Genomic DNA, 25,215 nt, shown 5'->3' with positions numbered 1-25,215 from the left:
GCTTTTTTAGTTCTGAATATTAATATGATTCTTATTAAAATCTGTCATTAAGATCTTCAAACTCCCCTTCAACAGCACCATTGTCGTGAACTTTCACAGTCCCTCCAACATAGATCTTAGAATCTTCTCCAACAAATTCCAGTTTCCCGTTGCTCTGGATATTAAGATCTCCATGAATTTCAACCAATCCGTTTACTCTAAGTGTACTGCCAGAAGTGATCGTAAGATTTTCTGCAGATCTGTTATTACCAAGATACATAGCTCCTGATACATTCATTTCTCCTCCGCTGGAAAGATTTGCGCTTTTCTCGATCATTAGGGTTCCGCAGAAATTAAGCGTTCCATTTACATTCAGATTTTTTACGTTCATAACACCTGAGTAAGACTCAATCGTAGATGGAGTAACTGTTAGATTCTTTTTACCATCGAATACCGGATAGTCTGAACAGCTAAGGAATTCTTCAGGGCTACTGTCTGGTGCGTCTTGCACAGAAATGATTCGAAGTATTTTTAAGCCTTTTCCGGAAGCTACGTAGATATATTCACCTTTAGCCTGTACAAAGTTTGCGCTACCTTCAATTTCTGCAATACCTTCAGCAAGAGGAGTAAGATCTTCATCAAGCTTTAAGATATCTAGTCCTGCACCACCGTTAGCCATAAATACATAATTGCCATCTGTAGAAACTGCATTTGTTACAGCGTCTTCAGAAGAAATAGTTGCAGCGTCTGGATGCGTATTAAGCGGCAGGCTGCTTACTTTAGAATTACTTTCAAAACTATAAATTCCTGCACCTTCTGTACCTTCAGAAACTAAAATGTTACTACCGTACCAGGCAATGGTTCTCTTTGATTCAGCTGACAATGGAGCAGTGGAAATTTGAGATTTCAGATTAAAACCATCAGTTAAATCGAAATTCATGAGTCCGTTTACACTACTTAAAACAGCTAATGTATTATTACTTAGAGCAGCATATCTAAGGCCGCCAATTTCTTCGGTTGAGATCCCATCGAAAGCAGTCAGAGTACCAGGATATTCAAATTGTGTGATAGATCCGGCATCTCCACTAACAGATATTGCATATTCATTAAATGGTAAGATGTGCACGCCGGCATTACCTGGGTTTCCAAATTCAAGATTGTAGTTAATATCTACTCTAATGTCGTCTATTTCCTGTACAAGCGTCCCGGGTAGATTGCCGTTCTCTAAATTGAAATATGCCATTATTGTACGATTTCCAATCCCGCTATTGTCTTTTGCTGAAGCTCCAGTTATTACAAGCACATCATTGGTATCCACGAACAAGGAATTGATATCTGCAATATTAGTGGTCATTCTGTTTATAAGAACAGGATTGTATTTGTCCTGTATGTTTATTACATCTACAGCACCAAGATAGGCAGCTCCTTCTTTATTGTAAGAGACGTAGGCGAAATCACCTTTTACATCCACGTGGGTAGCTCTTAGTTTTACTCCTTCAACTTCAGGTGCATCCAGTGAAGCGATCTGCTCGATACCAAAAACGGTGGATGCATCTGAATTTCTATTGTTACTAATAGAGGCAAAACCAATAACGCCAGTTTCGTTGAAATTGATCGCAGAAGAAAGTTCTGAAGCATCTGCAATACTGAAATCAGATTCCTGAGAAGGTCCGTCTGAAATACTGTTCTTTTCGCAGGATGCAAATAATAGGATAGCACTTAGGCTTAATCCGAAAAATCTTTTATTCATGATAAGTAGGTTTAATGTATTAGGGCATGTAAATATAGCAAGTAACTTCTCTAAGAATTATGAAATTAGACGAAGTACAACCTTCTGTCGATGAAATGTAAGTGAGCCCAGATAGGTGCTTAATTACATTGAAAAAGCCTCCAATGGAGGCTTTTATATTATCTTGTGACTGTGATATTGAGTTTATAGCTTATTTGAGGTATCGTTATAAGTACCTTTTATAGTAACATTATTGCCTTTTCTTACATTACCATAGATATGGATTGAAGAATCTTCACCAACGAATTCAATTGTAGAACCGCTATTAAGGTTTAGGTCGCTGTAAATAACTACGCTACCATTTATTCTTAAAACAGAATTTGAATTAATGTTGAGATCTTCTCGTTTATTCATACGTCCAATGGCTAGAGATCCACTCATATTGAATTTAGCATTACTATTAATGTTTACACCATGTTTCACATTTAAGGAGCCGCAAAATGTAAGTTTAGCATTGATATTCAGGTGATTCAAACTAGCTGATCCACTATAAGCTTTTTCTTCATTCGAGTTTACATTTAGATTAGGATTGCCATTGTAAGCAGGATAATCAGAACACATGCTGAAGTATTCAGAAACCCCAGTATTATTCTTAGGTTTACTAAGTTTTAGGATCTTTAATCCTTCTCCTGAAGCAACAAAGACATAATCTCCTTTTGATCCTACATAGTTAGAGGACCCGTCAATTTCAGCAATACCCTGAGCGATTATTTCCGTATCATTAGATAGCTGTATAACTCCCAGTCCCGCACCTCCGTTCGCTGTAAATATGTAATCTTCGATAACAGATACTGCTATTGTAGCCTTATCCTCTTCATCGATTCCGTCATTAGCAGCAATTGAATGTATTGGTAAAGTCTTGATAGGTGATGAGGAATTCATATTATAAATTCTGGCACCTTCAGCTCCTTCAGGAACTATTAAGTCATCCTGAAACCAGGCGATTTTTCGTTTCGATTCTGGTGTAAGTGTGGATGTTGCAAAACTGTTTACTAATTCGAATTTATCACCAGTCTGACTGAATATTTTAACGCCTTCATCACCGCTAAGAAGAGCTAGTTTATTTTGATTGTATGCCGCAGATCTAAGATCTGATATACTGGTTTCAGATAGCGTAGTGAATTCGTTATTACCATTAATAGCGTACTCTCCAAAAACACCATTGCTACCAGTCAAAGCAATTAAGCTATTGTCCGTTTTCATAATTTCAACCCCAGCATAGCCTGTCATATTCATCTTAATTGCTACATTGTCTTTTTGGAAATTACCATTATTTACGGTAGCCTGTGCAATGAAAGCTCTATCTGGATTCTCTTCATTAGCAAAATAAGCACCTGTAAAATACAATTGATTTCCATCTATTGAAATAGCATTGATATCTGCAAATGGGGATAATACTCTTGTCACCAGGATGGGATTGTGCTCATCACTGATGTCAATTATATCCATCGCGCCTAAATAAGCATCGTCTTCCTTAGTATAAGCTACATAGACGAAATTGTTTTGAAAATCTACGTCTGTAGCTCTTAGAATTTCACCTTCTAAGTAAGGTGGTTCAATTTCAGCTATTTGCTCAATAGCAATCAAATTATTTATAGCTTGGTTTCTGGTATCGTCTACAGAAGAAATACTAACAACTCCCGAGTTATCAAAACTCAAAAAATTAGATAATGTAGACTGACTTGTTTCAACTTCAAAGGTCTCCTGAACTTCTGGTCCAGATATTTCATCGTTGTTCTCCTTTTCACAAGAAGCAAATAATAGGATAGCACTTAAGCTAAATCCGAATAATCTTTTATTCATAATAAGTAGGTATAAAGTATTTGGGCAGTCAAATATAGAAATTAATCTCGTTAGTTATAACGAAACTAGTTGAACTACAGTATTTTTCGTTTAAGTGTAAGATAATACCTATAAGAAAATTCCTATGCAGATAATACTAATTCTATTTACTATTAGAAGATTCTAGAAATATCCTTGAATTGACCTTCAATATTCGATTTTTTGGAAATTTTGGCTTTACCTAATACTTCTATAGAATTTTTTTCTCCAAGGAACCTTACAATTGCATCATTTTTCAAAATCAAGTTACCTTCTATAAATACATTACCTTCAATAACCATATGACCTCCATGGTTGATCACCAAATCTCCCTGTACCAGTAAATCTCCTCCCATGTTTAAAGTGCCACCCTTATTGACTACCAATTCATCATTAACATTTAGAGATCCACAAACATTAAGTTGTTTATTGATTTCTACAACTTCTACATCAATTTCTCCATGATAAGATTGATCTTTCTCGTAAACAGCTAAAGTTTCTCCATCACCCTCATAATGACCGTATGTATTGCAATTTGCCAGGGCGCCCTGAAAAGCTCCTGCATCATGTAAACTTCTACCAGATGTCGTTTCAAAATAAACTGGTCCGTCATGCCATTTGTTAACATCATGCTCTTTCTCTTTGCTAGCATTAACTGAGTTTTCAACCTCCTCAATTTGATCGTTAGAAGTATTGGACTGACAGGAAATGGTTAATGCAGCAGAGGCAATAAAAATAAACTGTAAAAAAGATTTCATATTTTTTTGGTTAATTGTTATTGCTGCAAAAATAGTATATCTGGGTATAATGCAACGAAACTATCGCTGAAAAGTTTGTCTAACAGCGATTTATAAGATAGTTAGTGAGAAAAAACTGATATTTTAATCTAATTTGTCCACTAGTTTATTAAAAACTTTCTTCGGATTTTTTCCCTCATAGAGGATGGCATATACCGCATTGATAATCGGCGTTTTAGCTCCCTTTTCCTGGTTGATCTTATAAGCACTTTCAGTAGCGTAATAACCTTCAGCAACCATGCTCATCTCCATTTGAGCGCTTTTAACGGTATATCCTTTACCTATCATATTCCCGAACATCCGGTTACGACTAAATACAGAATAACCGGTCACCAAAAGGTCCCCCAGATAGGCGCTATCGTTGATATTACGCTTCATTTTATGGACTTTCTTGATAAACTTCTTCATTTCCCTGATGGCGTTACTCATAAGTACACTCTGGAAATTATCACCATAACCCAAACCATGAGCAATTCCTGCCGCGATCGCGTAGATATTCTTTAATACGGCTGCGTATTCAGTACCAATAACATCATCTGTAGTTTTGCAGGTGATATAATCACTTCCAAGATAGCCTGCAACCAGCTGGGCCTTTTGTTCATCCTGGCAGGCAACGGTTAGATAGGAAAGTCTCTCAAGTGCAACTTCTTCAGCATGACATGGTCCGGTTAAAACTCCAATGCATTCCATAGGAACATCGAAATACTGATTGAAATGTTCACCAACGATAAGACTTGTTTCCGGAACGATCCCTTTAATTGCTGAGAAAACAACTTTATCATGGAGTGGAATCGTAAGTGCATCCAGTTCTCTTTTCAGAAAAGCGGAAGGGATGGCAAAAATGATGAATTCTGAAGCTTCTACAACTTCATTAATATCATTACTAAGTGTAAGCTGATCATTATTAAATTCTACTGAACTTAAATAATTGGGATTATGATCCTGCTTCTTAATATGTTCCACAGCATATACACTTCGCATATACCAATTCACATTATCCAGATTCTCACATAACATTTTCACGATAGCTGTTGCCCAGCTACCTCCACCAATGACACCAAAACTCGGAGCTTTATCCATATAATTACATTCTCTTCTCCAAAAATAGTCAATTTTAGAGGTATTGAAAGAATTACGCGGCATTTCAGCATAAATATTGAGAATGCTGTAATCCTACTGCGCAAAAGATTAACAATTAAAGTTCAGGAGCTGTACAATTTGACAAATCTGTTGTCGTTCTAATATTGTGCTTTACATATAGTTTTGTAAAGTTTACATTCTTAGTTTTTTGGTTGGTTATTTAGTTGAAAAAAACCGTTTCGCAAGGAGCGGTTTTTTTTATGTCTTCAATTTTGAGAAAACTTTAGGATGCACAAGAGGAGCGAATCTGCAAGGCTTTTGTACATTTAAATAACTAACTATAAATCAAAATAATGGGATTATTTTCGTTCATTAAGAATGCAGGAAAAAAGATCTTTGGTGCAGATAAGCCGAAGGACAATGAAGTAAGTACAACAGATAATAAGTTAAAAGAGAAGAAGGAAAATGAAAGAGTCTCCAGGAATCTGGAAGAAACTATTCGCGACCTGAACCTAAAAGCTGATAATCTTCATATCAATATTGAAGATGATATGGCTACGATCACTGGAACCGCTTTAGATCAGGCAACCCGTGAAAAGATCGTACTTGTTGTAGGTAATTCTGAAGGAATTGCGCAGGTAGATGATAGAATGGATGTTGAAAATAAAGAGCCTGAAGCTGTTTTCCATACTGTAGAAAGAGGTGATACTTTAAGTAAGATCTCAAAGAAGCATTACGGAGATCCAAACCAGTATCCATTGATCTTCGAAGCAAATAAGCCTATGCTGGATGATCCAGATAAAATCTATCCGGGTCAGGTTCTAAGAATACCACCAATGGATAGTAAAAGATAGATTTCATAGACTGTTTAAAAGTCCTGAGAATATTAAATTGAGAGCAGTCGACGTTCTTATGCTTGTAGTTCCACAATGAAAAAAGTAGGATCAATCAGCAAACTAGAATATTCAAAAAACGGATTTTTAAACAGTCTTTACTTATTTATAAAAATTCATTTCATCAATATATTTCCAGACATCATCGGGCAACAAAGGTGTCACATTTTTTCCTACGGAAATTGACCTTCTAATAAAGGTTGCTGAAATTTCAATAATTGGAGCGTCAACTCTGGTTATTTTCGCATGATCTCGAAATCTTTCGACCACCATACCTTCAGCTATTCTGGGATATACATACAACTGATGATTCTCCAGAATAACCTCGTAATTCTTCCAGCGATGGAAGCTCTTTAAATTATCCTCACCCATAATCAGGCAGAACTCATTCGTAGGAAACTTTTCCTGCAAGTGAGCCAGCGTATTAACGGTATAATTAGGTTGTTCAAGACCAAACTCAATATTGCTGGGTTTTAGGTTTTCGAAATGCTCACAAGCTCTGTAAACCATCTCGAGTCTGTGATGGTTATCAAGTAAGGTGCTTTTCTTTTTGTGCGGATTATGCGGAGTCACAACCAGCCAGACCTCATCAAGATCTGAATGTTCTACCATATGATTGGCAATGATCAAATGACCAATATGGATAGGATTAAAGGACCCAAAGAATAAACCTACTTTTCTGTTCATTCCTTAATATTATCTGCGCCAACATAATTGGAAACCAGGTTATAAGCTTCTTTTAAAGCAGTTCCCAGGTGATTGTTCTCGATAATAAAATCAAATTGAGGTGCGGTCGCGAGTTCAATAGACGCCTTTGCTACACGCATATTTATTTTATCGTCACTTTCAGTCTTACGCTTTTTTAACCTGATCTTTAATTCTTCGATACTTGGAGGTTTTACGAATACTGCGAGCGTTCTGTCTGGATAGATATGTTTGATATCCAATCCCCCAACAACGTCAATATCAAAAATAACGTGCTTTCCTTTGGCCCAGATTCGTTCTACTTCGCTTTTTAAAGTTCCGTAGAAATTATCGCGATAGACTTCTTCCCATTCCAGGAATTCGTCGTTTTTGATCTTCTGTTTAAAATCTGAAAGAGATAGGAAATAATAATCCTGCCCATGTTTTTCTTCACCTCTGGCTTCTCTCGAGGTAGCCGAAATTGAAAAATCAAGTTTCAATTCCTCATGTTTCAGTAAATGTCTAACTATGGTAGTTTTACCTGATCCTGAAGGAGCTGAAAATACGATCAATTTACCGTCGTCCATTACAATACGTTTAAGATCTGTTCTTTAATCTTTTCAAGTTCATCCTTCATTTGCACCACCATTTGTTGCATTGGTGCATAATTGGATTTACTACCTATGGTATTGATCTCTCTTCCTATTTCCTGGGAGATAAAGGCCAGTTTACGTCCATTGGAATCTGAAGAATCCAGTGTCTTCTGAAAATAATCAAGATGGTTATCCAGTCTTACCTTCTCTTCAGTAATATCAAATTTTTCAATATAGTATACGATCTCCTGCTCAAAACGATTTTCATCGGCTTGTTCCTTTATCTCTTCTATACCCTTCCGAAGTCTTTCTCTAACGGCTTCCACACGGTCTGGATCGATCCTGATCACATCTTCCAGCAAGGATTTTATATTGTTGATACGAAGTTGAAGATCCTTTTCGAGTGCTTCACCTTCATCTGTTCTAAAATTATTGATCTCTTTTAAAGCATCTTTTACTGCAGTTTCGATCACAATGAATTCCTCTTCATCGATCTCCTCACGTTCAGTTTTTAGAGCATCGGGCATTTTTACTGCCATCTTCAAGAGCTCAATTTCGCTGGTATCCACAATCTTCCGGAGTTGATCCATGTAGATCCTCACTGCTTCAGTATTCACATTTGTAGAAGTTTGTTCTGCGGTAGATTCCACATAAATGGAAAGATCTACTTTACCACGTCCAAGAGAATCGGAGATAATATTTCGAAGTTCAAGTTCCTTTTCACGGTATTGCGACGGAATGCGGGCATTCAGGTCAAAATTCTTACTGTTTAGAGATTTGAGTTCAACAGTGATTTTCTTGGTGGGAATTTGTGTAACGCTCTTCCCAAAGCCTGTCATCGATTGGATCATGCCTGAATTTTAAAAGCTTGCGCAAAGATAATCAATTCTATAGCATGTACAATTGTATGCCCGGTAGATGCAGTCTAATCTAAAAGGGAACTAATAAAGTCGGTAATCCTTTTTTCATGATAATAAACATTGGTTCTGGTCACAAAGCCTACATGGCCACCGAAGGCAGGCATCTCGAGATGTATATTTTCTGAATTTTCTGCAACTTCTTCAGGATAACAACCTGGCGATAGAAAACTATCATTTTTAGCACTTATTAATAAAGTTGGGACTTCTATATTCTGAAGAAAATTTTGAGCACTTGCCTGAGCGTAATAGTCGTCGGCATTTTTAAAACCATGAGCTCTGGAAGTATAGAGTTCATCAATATCCCGAAGAGAATTACAGGAAGCTACCTTACTTTTATCGAGATGATTCGGAAACAGTTCTGCACGTTTGTTCAGGTGCTGCTTTAAATTGATCTCGAATCTCTTACTATAAATAAAATTTCGCATTCTATTGATCGCTCCCAGTGATCCTGCAAGGTCACATGGAACAGAAACTCCCGCAGCGCCAATGATTTCCTTAGGTCTGCTGCGCTGTTCACCCAGGTATTTCATGAGTAAATTTCCTCCAAGGCTAAATCCTACCAGAGCGATTTTCTTATATTTTCTTAGGGATAATACATGGGTTATCACTTCCGACAGATCATCGCTTGCACCGGCATGATAACTTTGAAAAAACCTGTTCATTTCTTCACTACATCCCCTAAAGTTCATGGCTACGGAATCCCATTGCAGGTTATTGAAGGCAAGCGCCATACCTTGCATATAAGGTCTAGCTGCACTACCCGCTAGACCATGAAGCAGGATCACCAGCATTTCTGAATTTTTTTTGCTTTTGCTCCAGTCCAGATCTATAAAATCTCCGTCACTAATAGTGATACGTTCCCTGGTATAGCTTAGATCTACCTTCCTGAGTTTGCCGGCATAAATGGTTGAAGCGTCTGCATTCTTGAAAATTCCAGTCGGATGATAGTTGCTTGAGAGAAGCGGCATGTATCTATTTTAATATAAACTTAGGTAAAATTTGTTATGCATGCATACTATTTATTGGTAGTTTTGAATAAAAGTAAGATCATGTATACCAAGAAATTCGAGATACGATGGAGCGACCTTGATGCGAACAGGCATCTGGCCAATTCTGCATATATAAATTTTATGAGCCATACAAGAATGGGCTTCTTGATGGAAAATGGTTTTGGGCAGAAGCAACTCGCTCATTACAATCTGGGACCTATCGTTTTTTATGAGCATATATATTATTTCAAAGAGATCTTTGCGGGTGAACCGGTAACAGTAAGTCTTGAGTTAAACGGACTTTCTGAAGATGGGATGTACTTTGAATTTATTCATAAGATCTATGATCACAAGGGTAGGAATTGTGCAACCTGCGAGATGATGGGATCCTGGATAGACCTGGAAGAACGTAAGCTTACCACCCTGCCGGAAGAACTTTTTAAACAGTTGGACAGTACACCAAAAACTAAGGAATTTAGAACTCTTACCAAGGAAGATACGCGTAAATACGGGAAACGTCCGGATAATTTAAGCAGCGAAGAGCTGGCGAAACTATAAGCAGCATTAAGTTTTATAGAAAGGTCTGTGTTGTAGATTTACTCTATAATATCAGGCCTTTACTTTTGTCTTTTTCATACTTACCATATACACACCAACGAATACCAGTGTAGCTGCAATTCCTTTAGTCCAGTTCAGGGAATCTGCACCAACCATGATCGCAAAAGTGATTGCGATAAGTGGTTGCAGGTATATAAACGCACTTATCGTAGATGCTGAAAGCTGCTTCAGTGCATAAATGTTCAGTAAATAGGTCATAAAAGTTGTTCCAAGGACCACGTAGCCCATTTTCCAGATTGCGTCAAATGGTAAATTACCCCAATCCACAGCAACAAATTCAGTATAAGTGATAGGGAGATTGATAAATACTGCGATTAGGAATAGCCACTTCATCAAAGTAATCGCATGATATTTTTTAGTCAGTGGTTTTACGAGAATGAGATATAGACCATAAGAGAAGGCGTTCACGATAAAAAGGACATTTCCTAGCGGGATGTTCGGAGCATTCTGGTTTTGATCTGAACTAAAAAGTACCAACACCAGCGCACCTGCCATTCCTATTATTATCCCAATAGTTTTTAATAAGGTGATGCGTTCTTTTATCAGGATGGATGCAAGGATCAAAACCATTACTGGCGATAAAGTAATGATGACCGAACTATTGATAGGTGTTGAAAGACTTAGCCCTTTAAAAAAGAACAGCATATTGATAACCATTCCAAAAATAGCACAGCCAATAATACGTGGCCAGTCAGAAGTTGCGATCTTTTCTTTTGGTGCAAAGATACTTATAGACCAAAAAAGGATCGCTGCTCCAGTCACTCTCAGTAGTATAAAACCGAATGGCTCGATATACAAAGGCATTAAACCTTTGGCAAGGGTATGATTGATCCCGTAAATAGTGCTCGCTCCAATGGCAGCCAGAATGGCTAATAATCTGGTATTATCCATGTACTGAACTTTTTGCAGCTTCCACGGTCTTTTTAGAATTCCCAATAAAAATCTCGTCTCCGTTAATGATCACCGGTCGCTTCAGGAATGTATAATGCTCCAGAATAAGTTCCTTATAATTACTTTCCTCTAAAGACTTATTTTTTAGATCCCGCTCTTTATATAGCCTGGCTCTTTTACTGAAAAGGCTCTCATAAGATCCAGCCAATTCATGCATTTGCTCTAATTGCTCCTTAGAAATAGCTTCGTTTTTGATGTCCTGAAGTTCAAAATCATCTGGAAGTTCCAGCTCTTTCAAAATTCGTTTACAGGTGTCACAGGTGGAAAGATGGTAGACTTTTTTCATAACTGAGAGTTTTCGGAAAATGCAAAGAACGAATATTTTGTCGGGAAAACATATATTCTACGCTATCCTTAATCTTCAGAAAAAACAGAAACGTGATTGAGATTCCGAGGATTCGCTTATTAAAATCATCAAAAAATCTTAATTTGAATTCCTGACTATCATTTAATAGAGTCAAAATCTATAAAGTTTGAAGACATCTACGATCAATAAACTCTCGGCAGTACTATGCCTTTTTGGTTGCTTCGCGGTCATAGCGGCAGATATTATTGGCATCATTCTTCACGAAGAGCACAATCCTTTTAAGAACACCATAAGTATGCTGGCCATTGGTAAATATGGCTGGATACAGGATTTGGGTCTCGACTTTCTTGCGATGGGTTATGTTGCACTGGCAATCGGACTTTTCACCTGGAAGAAGAATAATGCAAGGTGGTTGATTGGTCTGGCGATCCTGGTTCTTATTGGCGCAGATCTGGTGATGATCGCAGAACATAATCAATATGCGGGACGTCCCGGAGAAAAGATACATCGAAAACTGGTCTATATCCTTGCCGGACTATTTTTTATCCTTCATATTCTGGTTTATCCCTATCTAAAATCCTTAAAACCTTATCTGAAAAAGTTCACAATATGGGTTGGAGTATTATGGCTCCTTCTGGCGCCACTTTTGCCATTAATGCCCGATGATATCAATGGAGCTTACGAGCGATTTATTTGTAGCCTGCTGGTGATCTGGCCTGCAGTGGTTTCCTATTTTTTATGGAAGTCCGCTAATTTAGAAAATGCGAGTAGCGAGTAATTTAAACTGAAGCTATTTCAAGTGAAAGGTATTTTATTCCTCTACAGTTTCTTTAGTTTTTAGATATTCTGAAATTTCTGCTCTGGAATAGGTCATTCTGAAGCTTCCTGCGGAATAAGGAGCAATCTCATAAGCATTATAATGCAATACGATCTTTCCTGGATATATCCCGATATTAGCCGGAAGGTGGAACTTTTCATTTTCAAAAAAGAAACCCGTATTATTAATGCTCGCACCTTCAGGAATGTTCTGTTTAACGCGAAAATCCTGCTCTGCTTTTTTGGTAAATTCCGAAGAAAAGAGGTCTTCTACGACTAATAGCTTGCCCGTTTCAGCATCAAAATTGAGGTAACTCACACTATTATAACCATGTGCTCCACCGGTAAACATATCTGTAGTAAATTCCATGGAAACCAGCTCTTCGTTCTGCTGAATTACTTTTCCAAGGATCGTCGCTTCCCAAGGAAGTTCGTAATCGGGAAAGTCGGTCGCAGTTCTTTCATAATTTTGTAAAAATTGATCTACCAGTTTCCGGGGGGATTGTATACTATCAGCCTCTGTAAAATCAACAGTGTTCTGGAGGAAGCTTTCCACTTCTAGATTGATCTTTTTCGAGATCTTTCCATCATTTTTTGCTACCGGGAAGCTGAGACTTATAAAAGTACAATCGCCATTCTCAGGATCACAATCTTTATAACTGTTCTCAACGGTTTCCTGCTTAAATTCCAGCATTTCTATTTCGTCTTTTTTCTCCTCGTCGGCACAGGAGAATAGAATCAGGATCATTAAAGCTGAAAGAATTGCTTTTTTCAAGGCTATTGGGTGTTAAATTAGAGGATAAAGGTAAATTGAATTTTGTGAATGCTCAACGAGCTGATTACATTTGTTTACTACGATTTTCATGCATTGGAAGGCTAATGTTCGAGAACGAACTCAAGCACTTCTCGTAATTAAAAATATTGCAATTTGAAGTTCAATACCAAGACTATACATGGAGGACAGGACAATGTGGATCCAGCTTATGGATCTGTGATGCCACCTATCTACCAAACTACGACCTATTCTCAAAGTTCACCCGGTGAACATCAGGGCTATGAATACTCCCGAAGTGCGAACCCAACCAGGACCGCACTGGAAAAATCACTCGCCAGTCTTGAAAACGGTGAATATGGTTTGGCATTTGGTTCGGGGCTGGCTGCAATAGATGCAGTGCTTAAAATGTTTAAACCAGGTGATGAGATCATCTCCACAAATGATCTTTATGGAGGTTCCTACCGTTTGTTTACAAAAATTTTTGAAGGTCTTGGAATCAAATTTAAATTCGTTGGAATGCAAGCTGCAGGAGATATTGAGCAGCATATCAATGAAAAAACAAAGCTTATCTGGGTAGAAACTCCTACCAATCCAATGATGAACATTATCGATATTGAGGCAGTTTCAAAAGTTGCGAAAAAGCACGAACTGCTTTTAGCGGTTGATAATACATTTGCAACGCCATACCTGCAAAGGCCTTTGGAACTTGGAGCCGATATCGTAATGCATAGCGCTACTAAATATCTGGGAGGTCACAGTGATGTGGTGATGGGAGGACTGGTCGTGAAGGACAAGGAACTTGCCAATAAACTTTACTTTATCCAGAATGCAAGTGGTGCGATTTGCGGTCCACAGGATAGTTTCCTTGTTTTGCGAGGTGTCAAAACCCTGCATATCAGGATGCAAAGACACTGCGAGAATGGTCGAGCAATTGCAGGTTTTCTTAAGTCCAATGTTAAAGTAAAAGACGTCTACTGGCCGGGTTTTGAAGACCATCCCAATCACGAGATCGCGAAAAAACAAATGTCAGATTTTGGAGGAATGATCTCCTTTAATACAAAAGAAAACACGCTGGAAAGCGCCCGTAAGATCGTCGAAAAATTGAAAGTTTTCACACTGGCTGAATCTCTGGGTGGTGTGGAATCGCTTGCTGGACATCCCGCCAGTATGACCCATGCCTCAATTCCGAAGGAAGAAAGAGAAAAAACCGGTGTGGTAGATTCATTAATCAGACTTAGCGTGGGAATCGAAGATGAAGAAGACTTAATCGAAGATCTTCGACAGGCTATTGGATAAATAATATTAATTTTAATTTCTGAAACCCTTATAACGGGTCACTTTATACATACAATGATGATTAAAACTTCAATTTTCTCTCTATTATTCCTACTGGTATCGGGTTTAACTATTGCCCAGAACCTAAGTTCTCCAAATGCTGAACTTAAGATGAACTTTAGCCTGACTGAAACAGGTGAGCCAACCTACGAATTAACGTATAAAGGTAAGTCTGTGATCAAACAAAGCAAGCTTGGTCTTGCCTTAAAAGATTTAGAAGATCTGCTCAAGAATTTTGCAGTAGAAAATAGCAGTGAAACCAGCTTCGATAATACCTGGAATCCAGTTTGGGGAGAAACTAAAGATATAAGAAACAACTATAATCAGCTTCAGGTTGAACTAATTCAGAAAGACACAGATCGTAAATTGATCCTTAACTTCAGAATGTTCAATGAAGGTCTTGGGTTTCGATATGAATTTCCGGAGCAAAAGGATCTAACCTATTTTGTGATTGAAGAGGAGCATTCTCAATTTGCAATGGCCGGAGATCACACCGCATTCTGGTTGCCCGGCGATTATGATTCTCAGGAGTATGATTATACCACATCAATACTTTCAGAGATCAGTTCAAAATTTGATACTGCGGTTACCGGGAACGCTTCACAGGAACAGTTCTCTAACACCGGAGTACAGACTTCTCTTATGATGAAATCTAAGGACGGATTATATATTAATCTGCACGAAGCTGCGCTGGTTGATTATTCGCTAATGAACCTAAATCTTGATGAAGAAAATCTAATTTTTGAATCCTGGTTAACTCCAGATGCAGTTGGAAATAAAGGATATATTCAGACTCCGGCAGTTTCTCCATGGAGAACGATCATGGTAAGTGACGAGGCAACAGAGATCCTGGCTTCTAATATGAACCTGAACCTGAATGAACCAAATAAACTGGAAGATACCAGCTGGATCAAGCCAGTAAAATATATTGGTGTATGGTGGGAGATGATCACAGGTAAAAGCTCCTGGGCGTATACAGATGAGTTGCCTTCAGTACAACTAGGGAAAACCGACTATTCCAAAACGACCCCAAATGGTAAACATGCTGCCAATACAGAGCATGTGAAGGAATATATAGACTTCGCCGCAGAGCATGGTTTTGACGCCGTTCTTGTGGAAGGCTGGAACGAAGGTTGGGAAGACTGGTTTGGGAAATCAAAAGATTATGTATTTGATTTTGTAACTCCGTATCCAGATTTTGATGTGGAAGCAATTCATGAGTATGCACAAAGTAAGGGTGTGAAAATGATGATGCACCATGAGACTTCCGGAGCGATCAGGAACTATGAACGTCATATGGATACTGCCTACCAGTTCATGAATAAGTATGATTACACTGCTGTAAAAAGCGGTTATGTTGGAGATATAATTCCGCGTGGCGAACATCACTACGGGCAGTGGGCGATCAACCACTTTTTATATGCTGTAACCAAAGCTGCAGATTATAAGATCATGGTGAATGCTCACGAAGCGGTTAGACCAACGGGATTGAGAAGAACCTATCCAAACCTTATTGGTAATGAATCTGCTCGTGGGACCGAATTTCAGGCCTTTGGAGGTTCTAAACCAAATCATGTGACCGTATTACCTTTTACAAGACTCATCGGCGGACCTATGGATTATACTCCCGGAATCTTTGAGATGGATATTTCTAAGCTGAATCCAGATAATAATTCCCATGTAAATAGTACGCTGGCCAATCAACTGGCAATGTACGTAACGATGTACAGCCCATTGCAAATGGCTGCTGATCTTCCGGAAAATTATATGAAATTCCCGGATGCTTTTCAGTTCATTAAGGATGTAGCGCTGGACTGGGATGAGAGTAAATACCTGGAAGCGGAACCTGGTGAATATGTCACTGTTGCCAGAAAAGCAAAGGGAACAAGTAACTGGTTTGTTGGAAACGTGAATGGAGAGGAAACGCGGACTTCAAAAATTGAATTTGACTTCCTGGATAAAGATAAAACGTACATCGCAACGATCTATGCAGATGCTGCAGATGCTCATTACAAGACGAATCCACAGGCCTATGAGATCAAAAAGTACAGAGTGAATAGCAAATCCAGGTTATCGCAGCAATCTGCTCCGGGTGGTGGCTTTGCGATCAGCATCATGGAAGCTGAAAAATCTGAAGTAAAAGATCTTAAAAAGCTATAATTTCAAATGACCGGGATTTCTTTAGATAAGTTCCCGGTCATTAAATTTTCATAGGTGAAAAAACTTTTAGTAATAGTTCTGCTATTTATCACGGTTGAGTCATTCAGCTAGAGATACCGGGATTTTGAGGTGGGTCCAAGCATTAGCTATGCCCATACCTCCTTATATCTTTCTCAGAATGTTTTTGACAGTGGGGAGAGCGACAGCTTTACCAATTCAGGTTTTGAGCCTAACTATGCGGTGGGAATCTACGCGATCTATTACCTTTTGCCTAAAGCAGGTTTTGGAGCCGAGCTATACTGGCAGCGAACTTCGGCTTCAGATCTTAGCGATAATGAACATTACAATTCGTTGACATTTATGCCCTATGTTAATTTCGATCCCTTTAACCAGATCGAAAATCTACTTCTTGGGGCGGGAATTGGAGCTTCTTTTATTCAAAATGCTCCAGATTACGGGAATGTGCTGGAGGAAGACATTCGGGTGATCACGATCCCGGCGAAATTATCTGTTTCCTACCGGGTTCGTAACCAATTTACATTTGAAATCTCCGCGCAGGCAGAAGTACTGGAGGTAGTACGTGATCAGGTGCGCAGAAACTCCATTTTACTGGGATTCAAAATACCTTTTAATCGTGTCTTCGGAAATTATCGTTAAGACTTAAAGATCGTTTTAAAAACTTCTATTAGTTTATCAACTTCTTCCAGCGTATTATAGTGAACCAGGCTCACTCTTACCACGCCGTTCTTATCTTCCAGCTGAAGGTCCTGAATTAATTTTTTAGCGTAGAAATCGCCAAACCTTATTCCAATATTATATGGATCTACTGCTTCTACAATTTCATTACTTCGGAAGTTGTTGTGCACAAATGAAATAGTAGGCACTCTTTTTTCAGCAGCAGGACTGGGTTGTCCAATGATCTTAATTTCTGAAATTGAATTTAAATAATCCAGAAGTCTTGTGGCCAGCTTCTCTTCATGGGCAGAAATAAGCTCGTAGGTTTTATTCAATTTTTCCTTGAACTGAAGATCTTTTCCGTCGAAATGATGATCGTGCAATTCAGCATAATAATCGGTAATTCCGGAAACCGCATAAGTAAGTTCGAAATTGAAATTTCCGGGTTGCAGTTTATATGGAACAGCATCTTTGTCTATAAAATAATGGTTGATACTTTCCAGCTCTTTCAGCAAATCATATTTACCATACATCATGGCCAGGTGTGGTCCATAGGTCTTGTACCAGCTAAAGGTATAGAAGTCGGCATCCAGCTCCTGCACGTCCACTTTTCTATGCGGTGCATAGGCAACACCGTCTACACAGATCAAAGCACCTGCTTTATGTACTATCTCAGCATATTGCTTAACAGGATTGATCGTTCCCAGCACATTGGAAGCATGAGTAACGGCAACTAGTCTCGTCTTTTCTGTCAATAAATTTTCAAGATCTTTTATATCAAGTTCCAGAGATTCTGGATTTACATGCCATATTTTAAACTTGAAGCCAGACTTTTCAAGATCTGTCCATGGAGAAACATTTGCCTCATGGTCTGTATTGGTCACAATGATCTCATCTCCCTTTTCCCAGTTCTTACTAATGCTCAGGCTAAGAATTCGCATAAGCATGGTCGTACTCGAACCAATCACGATCTCCTCAGGTCTGGAAGCATTGATAAGCTCGGAAACAACTTCCGTAGAAGCTTTTAGTCTGTCTCCGGCTTCCTGGGAAACAGCGTAAGAAGCACCAAGTTGTACATTGGAATGAAGCAGATAATCTGTGATCTTGTTAGTAACTTGCTTTAAAACCTGTGATCCTCCGGCATTATCCATAAAAACGAAATCCCGTTCAAGAGCAGGAAATTGTTCTCTTACAAATTTGATATCTATCATTCTTTCAATAAGTTTTCATTAAATAATTCCAGTATTCTCCGGTATTCATCTGTCCAGCTACTAGGCTCCACGAATCCGTGATCTTCTACTGGATAAACGGCAAGCTCCCAGTTCTCTTTACCTAATTCAATCAAACGCTGACTTAATCTAACCACATCCTGAAAATGCACGTTTACATCTACCATTCCATGAGCGATCAATAAATCACCTTCAAGGCCTTCAGCAAAATAAATAGGTGAAGAGCGCTTGTAGGCGATTGGATCCTGGGAAGGTTCGTTAAGAATATTGCTGGTGTAGCCATGGTTGTAGTGCGCCCAGTCTGTTACAGACCTTAAAGCAGCTCCTGCCTGGAAAGAATCGGCTTCAGTAAATAAAGCCATCAAGGTGATAAATCCGCCGTAACTACCACCGTAAATACCCACTTTTTCAGGATTGATATCATATTCTTCTATAAGGTAATTCACGCCATCTACCTGGTCACTAAGGTCTTTTCCGCCCATATGCCTGTAAATACCAGTTCTCCAATCCCTTCCATAACCGGCGCTACCACGATAATCGATATCGATCACGGTGTAACCAAGATCAGTTAAAAGGTTATGGAACATGTACTCGCGAAAATAACTTGACCACCATTTGTGAGCATTTTGCAAATAACCAGCACCATGAACAAATACGATTGCGGCATCATTTTTCACATCCTCTTTAGGAAGGTATAGTCTGGCTGGAACTTTCGCTCCATCCTGCGCTGTAAATTGAATAAGTTGAGGTTCACGCCAATCATAAGCTTTAAAGGTTTCAGATCTGCCATCGGTTACCTGGATCGTTTCAGCAGTCGTTGAGGTTTCTTTTAGAAATAGTTCTTCCGGTTTGTTCATATAGGAATAGGTGATCGCCATCTGCGATTCATCTGGAGATAACCGAACATCGTTATTCCCGGTCATGGAAGTAAGTTGCACCATGTTACCGCCCATTATAGGCATTTTATAAAAATGTCTTTCCCCGGCATGAACTTTTGAAGAAGTGAAATACCAGTGCTTCTCATCATTTGAGATTATGGGATCAAAAACTTCATAATTCCCGGGAGTAAGATCTTTCTTTTTTCCTGTTTTCGTATTCAGGATCACTAAATGAGAATAACCTGATTCTTCCGTTTGAAAATAGATATGCTTATTGTCTGGCAACCATCCCATAGTTTCATAACCGTAATAAGTATAACCAATTCCCGGTCCCGCGAGCCATGCTTCATCACGTTGATGATCGAGCGTTTCAAATGTTCCGGTTTCAAGATCCACAGCTACGATCCAGCGGTCCTTATTATCTGTAGAACGTATGTTTACTACAGCTTTGTCTCCTTCAGGACTAAATTTCATGGAAGATGGAATTACCGGGCGCGGCTCTTCTTTCCATTCTTTTTCAGGATAGTCTGAAGTATAATCAGGTAGTTTTGAAATTCCTGGTAGACTGCTGAAATCAAACTCTAGAACGGTATCCTTTTCAATTTGATAAAGTGCCAGTTCTGCGGAATATTTAAGATCTCCAACCTTGCTTCTGGCAGAAAGATCTTCGGTATACCCACTTTCATCTACATAATTAGGAACACCCGTGTTCTTTCCGCTTTCCCGGTCGATAAGGCTGAATGCAGCGTATTTAGCATTTGGCGAGATCACGAAATTGCTCATGTTCTTGTTGTCCAGGTAAAAAGTGAATTCTTCAGGATCGCTGGTGGATTCACGGTATTTTTCAGAGGCTTCCCTGTTCTCTTTTCGTTCTCTCACAACCTGTAAAAGATCAAGATTCTCGTCCTGAAGCCATTGATCCTTTTCGTCTAATTTTTTATCTGCGGAAGCTTTTTTTGTTCCAGATTGGATATTGGTAAGTTGCTGAAGAGTTCCGTCTTCGAGATGATAGATAAATGCATTGTCTTCAGCCTGAAATAGGATTTCATCTTCTGAAGCTGAAAATTCAGGATCACTTATTCTGAAGGGCAAACTGATCAATTCCTTTTTGGATCGATCACTCATCTCATAGATGATAAGTTTTCCATCATCTGTATACAGCATTTTCTTTCGGTCATTACTGAAGTTACCGTAGGTTGGGATCATTGCTTTAGATTCTTCCGAAGAAACCTTTAAGATCTTTTGAGGATCATCTATCGTGATTTTATAAAGACTGTCTGCAGCATTCCCTTCAGGATTGTACTGAAAATAGACATTTTCACTATGAATTCCCCAGCGAACTCTATCAGGAAAGTTACCCATCCATTGCGGATCCTGCATGATCTTCTGGACACTAAGTTCTGAAGTTTGGGCATTTAGCTGTAAAAATGGGAGGCATAGGATGGCGAGAAACGCGAATCTTTGAAGCATTGGTGAGAATTTACGATTTTGGAAGGCCAATATAGCCAAATTTTAACTCCGCATTAAACGTTTTCGTACCACTGCGGTCTAATTTCAGAGCAATTGTTCTAAAAAGAACGATATTGTAAAACATCAACCAATCTTTACATTATGACAAAAAAATTATCCTTAGCCTTTTTATTTTTTATCTCCTTTTCGGCTGCATTTGCGCAAAGCACCCAGGAAATGGTGGAGAAGATCGTAAAAGAAGCAGAAGGCAATTCAGAACTTGAAAATCTTGCGCATGAATTACTGGACGTTGTAGGTCCAAGACTTGTTGGGACGCCTCAAATGAAACAGGCTAACGACTGGGCTGTAAATAAATATAAGAGCTGGGATATTGATGCCAGAAATGAAGAATGGGGAAAATGGAAAGGCTGGGAGCGCGGTATCACACATGTAGACCTTATCTCTCCAAGGATTCAAAGCCTTGAAGCACGACAGCTAGCCTGGAGTCCATCTACCGGCAAAAAAGGAGTGCAGGCTGAAGTAATTATCCTTCCGGCGGCAAAAGACTCGATGGACTTTGTAAATAAATTGAAGTCGGTTAAAGGAAAATTCGTAATGATCTCAATGCCACAGCCTACGGGAAGACCAGATGATAACTGGGAAGAATGGGCGACAGAAGAGTCATTCGAAAAAATGAAAAAAGATCGTGATAGTCTAAGTGAAGTTTGGAGAGAACGTACTTCAGCTAGCGGATTATCCAGAAGAGAATTACCTCAGGCACTGGAAAAAGCAGGAGCAGCCGGGATCATTTCATCTTACTGGTCTCGAGGATTTGGAGTAAATAAAGTATTTTCTTCATATACAGAAGAAATTCCAACCATCGATATTTCACTGGAGGATTATGGGATGCTATACCGACTTGCAGAATATGGTGATAAACCTGAATTAAAAGTAGTAGCTGAATCTCAGGAGCTGGGAGAAGTTCCTACTTTCAATACAATTGCAGAGATCAAAGGTTCAGAAAAGCCTGAAGAATATGTGATTCTTTCAGCACACTTCGATAGCTGGGATGGCGCAACTGGTGCAACTGATAATGGAACAGGAACTATCGTAATGATGGAAGCGATGAGAATTCTTAAAAAGTTGTATCCAAATCCTAAAAGAACGATTCTGGTAGGACACTGGGGTAGTGAAGAACAGGGATTGAATGGATCCAGAGCTTTTGTGAAGGATCATCCGGAAATCGTTGAAAATACACAGGCTTTATTTAATCAGGATAACGGAACTGGAAGGGTAGTAAATATTTCTGGAAACGGATTCCTGCATGCATATGACTATATAGGACGATGGTTGTACGAAGTTCCAGAAAATGTTACTACGCATATTGAAACCAATTTCCCTGGATCTCCAGGAAGAGGAGGATCTGATTATGCATCCTTTGTAGCGGCTGGAGCACCAGCATTCAACCTAAGTTCATTGAGCTGGGATTACTGGAATTACACCTGGCATACCAACAGGGATACTTACGATAAGATCGTTTTCGACGATGTTAGAAATAATGTGATCCTTACAGCGGTACTTGCTTACATGGCTAGTGAAGATCCTGAAAAGACATCCAGAGAACAGATTAGCTTACCAAAAAGTAGAAGAACCGGAGAGCAGATGACTTGGCCAGAGCCACGCGATGCAACTCGTAGAGGAGGTCTGGACGAAGATTAATAAATCAGAAAATTACTAAAGCGGTCAATTTGCCAATTTCTTTTTGAGCACATTGGCCGCTTTTGTATATCCTCCATTTCCACCATCTATAAAGTGGATATGTTCATCTGTCTTTATGTTTCGAACATAGCAGGACATGATACTTTCTTCACTAATATGAAAACCATATTTAATGAGACCTTGTGCTTCAACACTATCAAGGTATTTAAAAAGTTTTTTTCTTTGGTCTGCGCTTCCGGTGATTACCGTATTAATTCTGCCATCAAGGCTTAGATTATCAGATAATTCCACCATACGTTTTAGGTATGTTTTTCCAAGATTGGTGTTTCTAAGATAAAACTCTCCGAACAGACTAATCAAAACTCCTTTTAGAAACTCCGGAATATTACTGTCACCCCACTTAACCTTTACATCATTGCTAATACGGTCAAAACTGGTGGACATTTTAAGCTTGTCTGTAGAGATTGGTCTTCTGCGTTGCGTGGAACCGTAGATCTCGTTGAGCTTTTCGAGAATATCTGAATAAACTTCCGGGTAGTTAGCATCACCGCATCCAGCTATAAGAAGGCTTAAAACTTCCTGGTTTTCCAATGGTGGTTTAATCTTGTCCCATTTACAATCCATCCCGGATAGATTCAGAGAAATTTGATCTTCTTCGATTTGCAGGGATTCAGGTCTTTCTTTGATAAGCTTTTCAGCAATTAGTAATCCCTGACCCATGATAATCGGGATCACCAGAGATTCTGTAGTACTTACGCGAGCTATTTTTAATTCGATCCCATCCCGGTAAAGATCTTTAACAGGATAAGTTCCCAATGATAGTTCAAATTCAAAATTTTTCTGAACGTTCCTGTTGTGTTTTTCAAGAACAGATAAAGCTTTGGTAGTTATACTATCAGGTATTAAAAAAGTAGCTCCATCGCCTCCAAAGAAGAATGGAACGGTGATCCCTTCAGCAATGGACAAGTTCAGTATTGCGATCACACAGCCGGTAGCTACCAGGTTCACTTCTTCATGCCTGCCTTCGTTGACTGCTTGGGTAGAATCCCGAATATCTGCAACCAGGACATGCCAAGTTGGTGGTACCTCCTGAAAATTGCTTCTGTCCCGAAAAAGTTCATGAATAGCCAGATCACTAATCGGGACTTCGGTATAGAAATTACGATGCTTGTCCATCATAGAACTTCTGTCGAAATGGATATGTAAAAATTTCGGATTTTAGAACTAATTGAGTTCAGCACCCACAGCTACTGAACAGTCATGCCCAGGTTGCCCGTGTGGAGGATTAATCGTTGGAGTAGCGCTCTGCATTCTAACAGGACTTGTGGTCATAGGTTGAGCCGGAGTATTTCCTTCACTTGTAAGAGGAGCTCCTACCGGTAGTTCACAACGATGTCCTTCTACGCCATGAGCAGGATTATATTTTAGCTCACTATCTGCTTCCATATTCGTTTTCATCGAATTCGCAGTGCTTACGGTTTCTTTTTCTTCAGAAGTTTTCTCTTCTTCTTTTTTAGTCTCTTCACAAGCGATGAAGGCTATGAACAGAAGGCTTAAAAAACTAATTTTCATCAATTTAATCATATGGCTATCTTATTTAGTAAGGGTCTCTAATTCTTCTTCTGAAATATTCAGTAGTCCTGATGCAGGCAACCTTGTGGTCATTTCTTTCCAGTTTTCATCTGCAGCAAAAACTTTTTTGAAAATTGGTCTTGCTTCTTCCATTCTCCCACTATTGGCAAGCGCTACAGCTTTCCAGTATTTCATTTCCAGGTTTTCAGGAAACATTTTTTCTGCAGCACCATATTCCTGAAGTGCTTTTTCCATGTCGTTGGCTTCCACAGCAAGGTCTCCTTTATTCATATGCTCGTAAGCACGGTGCACTTTCAGCAATCTTCCAAGTTCCTTGATTGGAGTTTCGTGATCATCCACTCTAAGATCCACCTTTTTATCTTCCCAGCTTTTTTCGGTTTTATCAGGACCTACGACAATAAGAGCGGCAGATTGTTTTCCTCGTATATCACCACCGGCTTCCTGCGCGGCCAGCATCACAGCAACCACTCTTTCAGCTAAAGGAAGATCTGAATTCGTAGCATAGGCATTTGCCATGGCAGGAACTACATTCTCATTCAACATCATATTTGCCTGTACAGAAAAATTATTACCCTGAATATCTTCCGCAGCCTGAACGCATTTATCACCAGTATATGCAGAAACGTTACCGTTTACATCCAGAAAAGCAACCTGACGGAAAGCACGGCCTTCATCTTCATCTACCATTTTAGCCAGCGCGATATCTGCAGGCATTCCATTTTCCATTAATTGAAGACCCTGAGGACCGTAGGCCGGATTTACAAAGGATTGAGTAGCAACCACTCCAACACCAGATTTGCCCCAGGAAACTATAGAGCCCACCGAAAACCAGTGACTTTGAACGCCTACAGCCATTTCACCGGTGACAGTATCTCTGGCAACAATTGAAAATGTATGCGCAAAAGCACTTTTTTCGTGTCCAATATTCTGTGCGTGAGTGCTGAATATCGATAAACAGAAAACAGCTAAAACTAATTTTTTCATACATAAAAAACTTAAAGTCTAAAGATATAGAATAAGACTGTAAATTTTAGAATTATGTAGTAGCGAAGTCAATACCGATTTTATAAATTCGTTGAACGGCCTCATAGTTCAATGGATAGAATAGAAGTTTCCTAAACTTTAGATCCAGGTTCGATTCCTGGTGAGGCTACAATTTCTGCTT

At 39.1% G+C, this 25,215-nt stretch carries 23 protein-coding genes and 1 tRNA gene; 8 read left to right on the top strand and 16 right to left on the bottom strand.

Annotated features, from left to right (window positions below; all coding sequences use genetic code 11):
• Positions 1-34 precede the first annotated feature (34 nt).
• From ABVM50_RS03565 to ABVM50_RS03550, 4 genes are all read right to left on the bottom strand, one after another.
• Positions 35-1,729 (bottom strand): hypothetical protein, encoded by a 1,695-nt coding sequence (locus ABVM50_RS03565; RefSeq protein WP_405199995.1) that lies wholly within the window; start codon positions 1,727-1,729, stop codon positions 35-37.
• A 183-nt stretch (positions 1,730-1,912) separates the two neighbouring features.
• Complete coding sequence (locus ABVM50_RS03560; protein ID WP_405199994.1) at positions 1,913-3,571, bottom strand: hypothetical protein; 1,659 nt, start codon at positions 3,569-3,571, stop codon at positions 1,913-1,915.
• A gap of 152 nt (positions 3,572-3,723) precedes the next feature.
• A complete protein-coding gene (locus ABVM50_RS03555) occupies positions 3,724-4,347 on the bottom strand; it encodes a hypothetical protein (protein ID WP_405199993.1) in 624 nt (207 codons plus the stop codon).
• Between the two features lie 123 nt (positions 4,348-4,470).
• Entirely contained in the window at positions 4,471-5,466 is a 996-nt protein-coding gene (locus ABVM50_RS03550) for an NAD(P)H-dependent glycerol-3-phosphate dehydrogenase (RefSeq protein WP_141876252.1), read from the bottom strand.
• Positions 5,467-5,819: 353 nt separating this feature from the next.
• Between ABVM50_RS03550 and lysM the strand changes: the two genes are divergently transcribed.
• On the top strand, positions 5,820-6,320 hold the full coding sequence (gene lysM, locus ABVM50_RS03545) for a peptidoglycan-binding protein LysM (RefSeq protein WP_141876251.1): 501 nt from the start codon (positions 5,820-5,822) through the stop codon (positions 6,318-6,320).
• A 141-nt stretch (positions 6,321-6,461) separates the two neighbouring features.
• Here lysM and nadD read toward each other — a convergent pair whose 3' ends face one another.
• From nadD to ABVM50_RS03525, 4 genes are all read right to left on the bottom strand, one after another.
• Entirely contained in the window at positions 6,462-7,046 is a 585-nt protein-coding gene (nadD, locus tag ABVM50_RS03540) for a nicotinate (nicotinamide) nucleotide adenylyltransferase (protein WP_405199992.1), read from the bottom strand.
• Complete coding sequence (gmk, locus tag ABVM50_RS03535; protein ID WP_295181776.1) at positions 7,043-7,630, bottom strand: guanylate kinase; 588 nt, start codon at positions 7,628-7,630, stop codon at positions 7,043-7,045. Before gmk ends, nadD begins: the two co-directional genes overlap by 4 nt.
• Entirely contained in the window at positions 7,630-8,487 is an 858-nt protein-coding gene (locus ABVM50_RS03530) for a YicC/YloC family endoribonuclease (protein ID WP_405199991.1), read from the bottom strand. Before ABVM50_RS03530 ends, gmk begins: the two co-directional genes overlap by 1 nt.
• A 74-nt stretch (positions 8,488-8,561) precedes the next feature.
• Positions 8,562-9,524 (bottom strand): YheT family hydrolase, encoded by a 963-nt coding sequence (locus tag ABVM50_RS03525; RefSeq protein WP_405199990.1) that lies wholly within the window; start codon positions 9,522-9,524, stop codon positions 8,562-8,564.
• 81 nt (positions 9,525-9,605) lie between these two features.
• On the opposite strand from ABVM50_RS03525, the gene ABVM50_RS03520 reads away from it, so the two are divergent.
• Positions 9,606-10,103 carry a thioesterase family protein gene (locus ABVM50_RS03520; RefSeq protein WP_141879137.1) on the top strand — a complete coding sequence of 166 codons (498 nt, stop codon included), beginning with the start codon at positions 9,606-9,608 and terminating at the stop codon, positions 10,101-10,103.
• Between the two features lie 51 nt (positions 10,104-10,154).
• On the opposite strand, the gene ABVM50_RS03515 is transcribed toward ABVM50_RS03520, so the two are convergent.
• The gene (locus tag ABVM50_RS03515; protein ID WP_405199989.1) at positions 10,155-11,054 is read right to left on the bottom strand and encodes a DMT family transporter; all 900 of its coding nucleotides are present in this window, start codon (positions 11,052-11,054) and stop codon (positions 10,155-10,157) included.
• Complete coding sequence (locus tag ABVM50_RS03510; RefSeq protein WP_405199988.1) at positions 11,047-11,400, bottom strand: arsenate reductase family protein; 354 nt, start codon at positions 11,398-11,400, stop codon at positions 11,047-11,049. Before ABVM50_RS03510 ends, ABVM50_RS03515 begins: the two co-directional genes overlap by 8 nt.
• Before the next feature lie 187 nt (positions 11,401-11,587).
• On the opposite strand from ABVM50_RS03510, the gene ABVM50_RS03505 reads away from it, so the two are divergent.
• Positions 11,588-12,199 carry a DUF998 domain-containing protein gene (locus tag ABVM50_RS03505; protein ID WP_405199986.1) on the top strand — a complete coding sequence of 204 codons (612 nt, stop codon included), beginning with the start codon at positions 11,588-11,590 and terminating at the stop codon, positions 12,197-12,199.
• 33 nt (positions 12,200-12,232) lie between these two features.
• Here ABVM50_RS03505 and ABVM50_RS03500 read toward each other — a convergent pair whose 3' ends face one another.
• Positions 12,233-13,012 carry a PdaC/SigV domain-containing protein gene (locus ABVM50_RS03500; protein ID WP_405199985.1) on the bottom strand — a complete coding sequence of 260 codons (780 nt, stop codon included), beginning with the start codon at positions 13,010-13,012 and terminating at the stop codon, positions 12,233-12,235.
• Positions 13,013-13,165: 153 nt separating this feature from the next.
• Between ABVM50_RS03500 and ABVM50_RS03495 the strand changes: the two genes are divergently transcribed.
• The 3 genes from ABVM50_RS03495 (at position 13,166) to ABVM50_RS03485 (ending at position 17,164) form a co-directional block, all read left to right on the top strand.
• Complete coding sequence (locus ABVM50_RS03495; RefSeq protein ID WP_405199984.1) at positions 13,166-14,308, top strand: cystathionine gamma-synthase; 1,143 nt, start codon at positions 13,166-13,168, stop codon at positions 14,306-14,308.
• A gap of 57 nt (positions 14,309-14,365) precedes the next feature.
• Positions 14,366-16,507 (top strand): glycoside hydrolase family 97 protein, encoded by a 2,142-nt coding sequence (locus ABVM50_RS03490; protein WP_405199983.1) that lies wholly within the window; start codon positions 14,366-14,368, stop codon positions 16,505-16,507.
• Between the two features lie 129 nt (positions 16,508-16,636).
• Positions 16,637-17,164, top strand: coding sequence for a hypothetical protein (locus ABVM50_RS03485; RefSeq protein WP_405199982.1), 528 nt, complete (start codon positions 16,637-16,639; stop codon positions 17,162-17,164).
• Here ABVM50_RS03485 and ABVM50_RS03480 read toward each other — a convergent pair.
• Together ABVM50_RS03480 and ABVM50_RS03475 are read right to left on the bottom strand one after the other, a co-directional pair.
• On the bottom strand, positions 17,161-18,393 hold the full coding sequence (locus tag ABVM50_RS03480; protein WP_405199981.1) for a cysteine desulfurase-like protein: 1,233 nt from the start codon (positions 18,391-18,393) through the stop codon (positions 17,161-17,163). The two genes, ABVM50_RS03485 and ABVM50_RS03480, sit on opposite strands and share 4 nt — an antisense overlap.
• The gene (locus ABVM50_RS03475; RefSeq protein ID WP_405199980.1) at positions 18,390-20,759 is read right to left on the bottom strand and encodes a prolyl oligopeptidase family serine peptidase; all 2,370 of its coding nucleotides are present in this window, start codon (positions 20,757-20,759) and stop codon (positions 18,390-18,392) included. The genes ABVM50_RS03480 and ABVM50_RS03475 overlap by 4 nt, the downstream gene beginning before the upstream one ends.
• 141 nt (positions 20,760-20,900) lie before the next feature.
• Between ABVM50_RS03475 and ABVM50_RS03470 the strand changes: the two genes are divergently transcribed.
• Complete coding sequence (locus ABVM50_RS03470; RefSeq protein WP_405199979.1) at positions 20,901-22,457, top strand: M20/M25/M40 family metallo-hydrolase; 1,557 nt, start codon at positions 20,901-20,903, stop codon at positions 22,455-22,457.
• 24 nt (positions 22,458-22,481) lie between these two features.
• Here the strand turns inward: ABVM50_RS03470 and ABVM50_RS03465 are convergent, their stop codons facing one another.
• The 3 genes from ABVM50_RS03465 to ABVM50_RS03455 are packed head-to-tail and all read right to left on the bottom strand — an operon-like array spanning position 22,482 to position 25,034.
• Positions 22,482-23,636 carry a DUF3095 family protein gene (locus ABVM50_RS03465; RefSeq protein ID WP_405199978.1) on the bottom strand — a complete coding sequence of 385 codons (1,155 nt, stop codon included), beginning with the start codon at positions 23,634-23,636 and terminating at the stop codon, positions 22,482-22,484.
• Between the two features lie 45 nt (positions 23,637-23,681).
• Positions 23,682-24,029, bottom strand: a complete 348-nt coding sequence (locus ABVM50_RS03460) for a hypothetical protein (RefSeq protein WP_405199977.1) — start codon at positions 24,027-24,029, stop codon at positions 23,682-23,684.
• Between the two features lie 21 nt (positions 24,030-24,050).
• Positions 24,051-25,034, bottom strand: coding sequence for a DUF1028 domain-containing protein (locus ABVM50_RS03455; RefSeq protein ID WP_405199976.1), 984 nt, complete (start codon positions 25,032-25,034; stop codon positions 24,051-24,053).
• A gap of 97 nt (positions 25,035-25,131) precedes the next feature.
• Between ABVM50_RS03455 and ABVM50_RS03450 the strand changes: the two genes are divergently transcribed.
• Positions 25,132-25,203, top strand: a tRNA-Arg gene (locus tag ABVM50_RS03450).
• The last annotated feature ends 12 nt before the right edge of the window (positions 25,204-25,215 follow it).

Origin of the sequence: Christiangramia sp. LLG6405-1 (assembly GCF_045055805.1) — a bacterium.
Taxonomy (GTDB): domain Bacteria; phylum Bacteroidota; class Bacteroidia; order Flavobacteriales; family Flavobacteriaceae; genus Christiangramia.
This window is presented reverse-complemented; position numbering and strand designations above follow the sequence as displayed.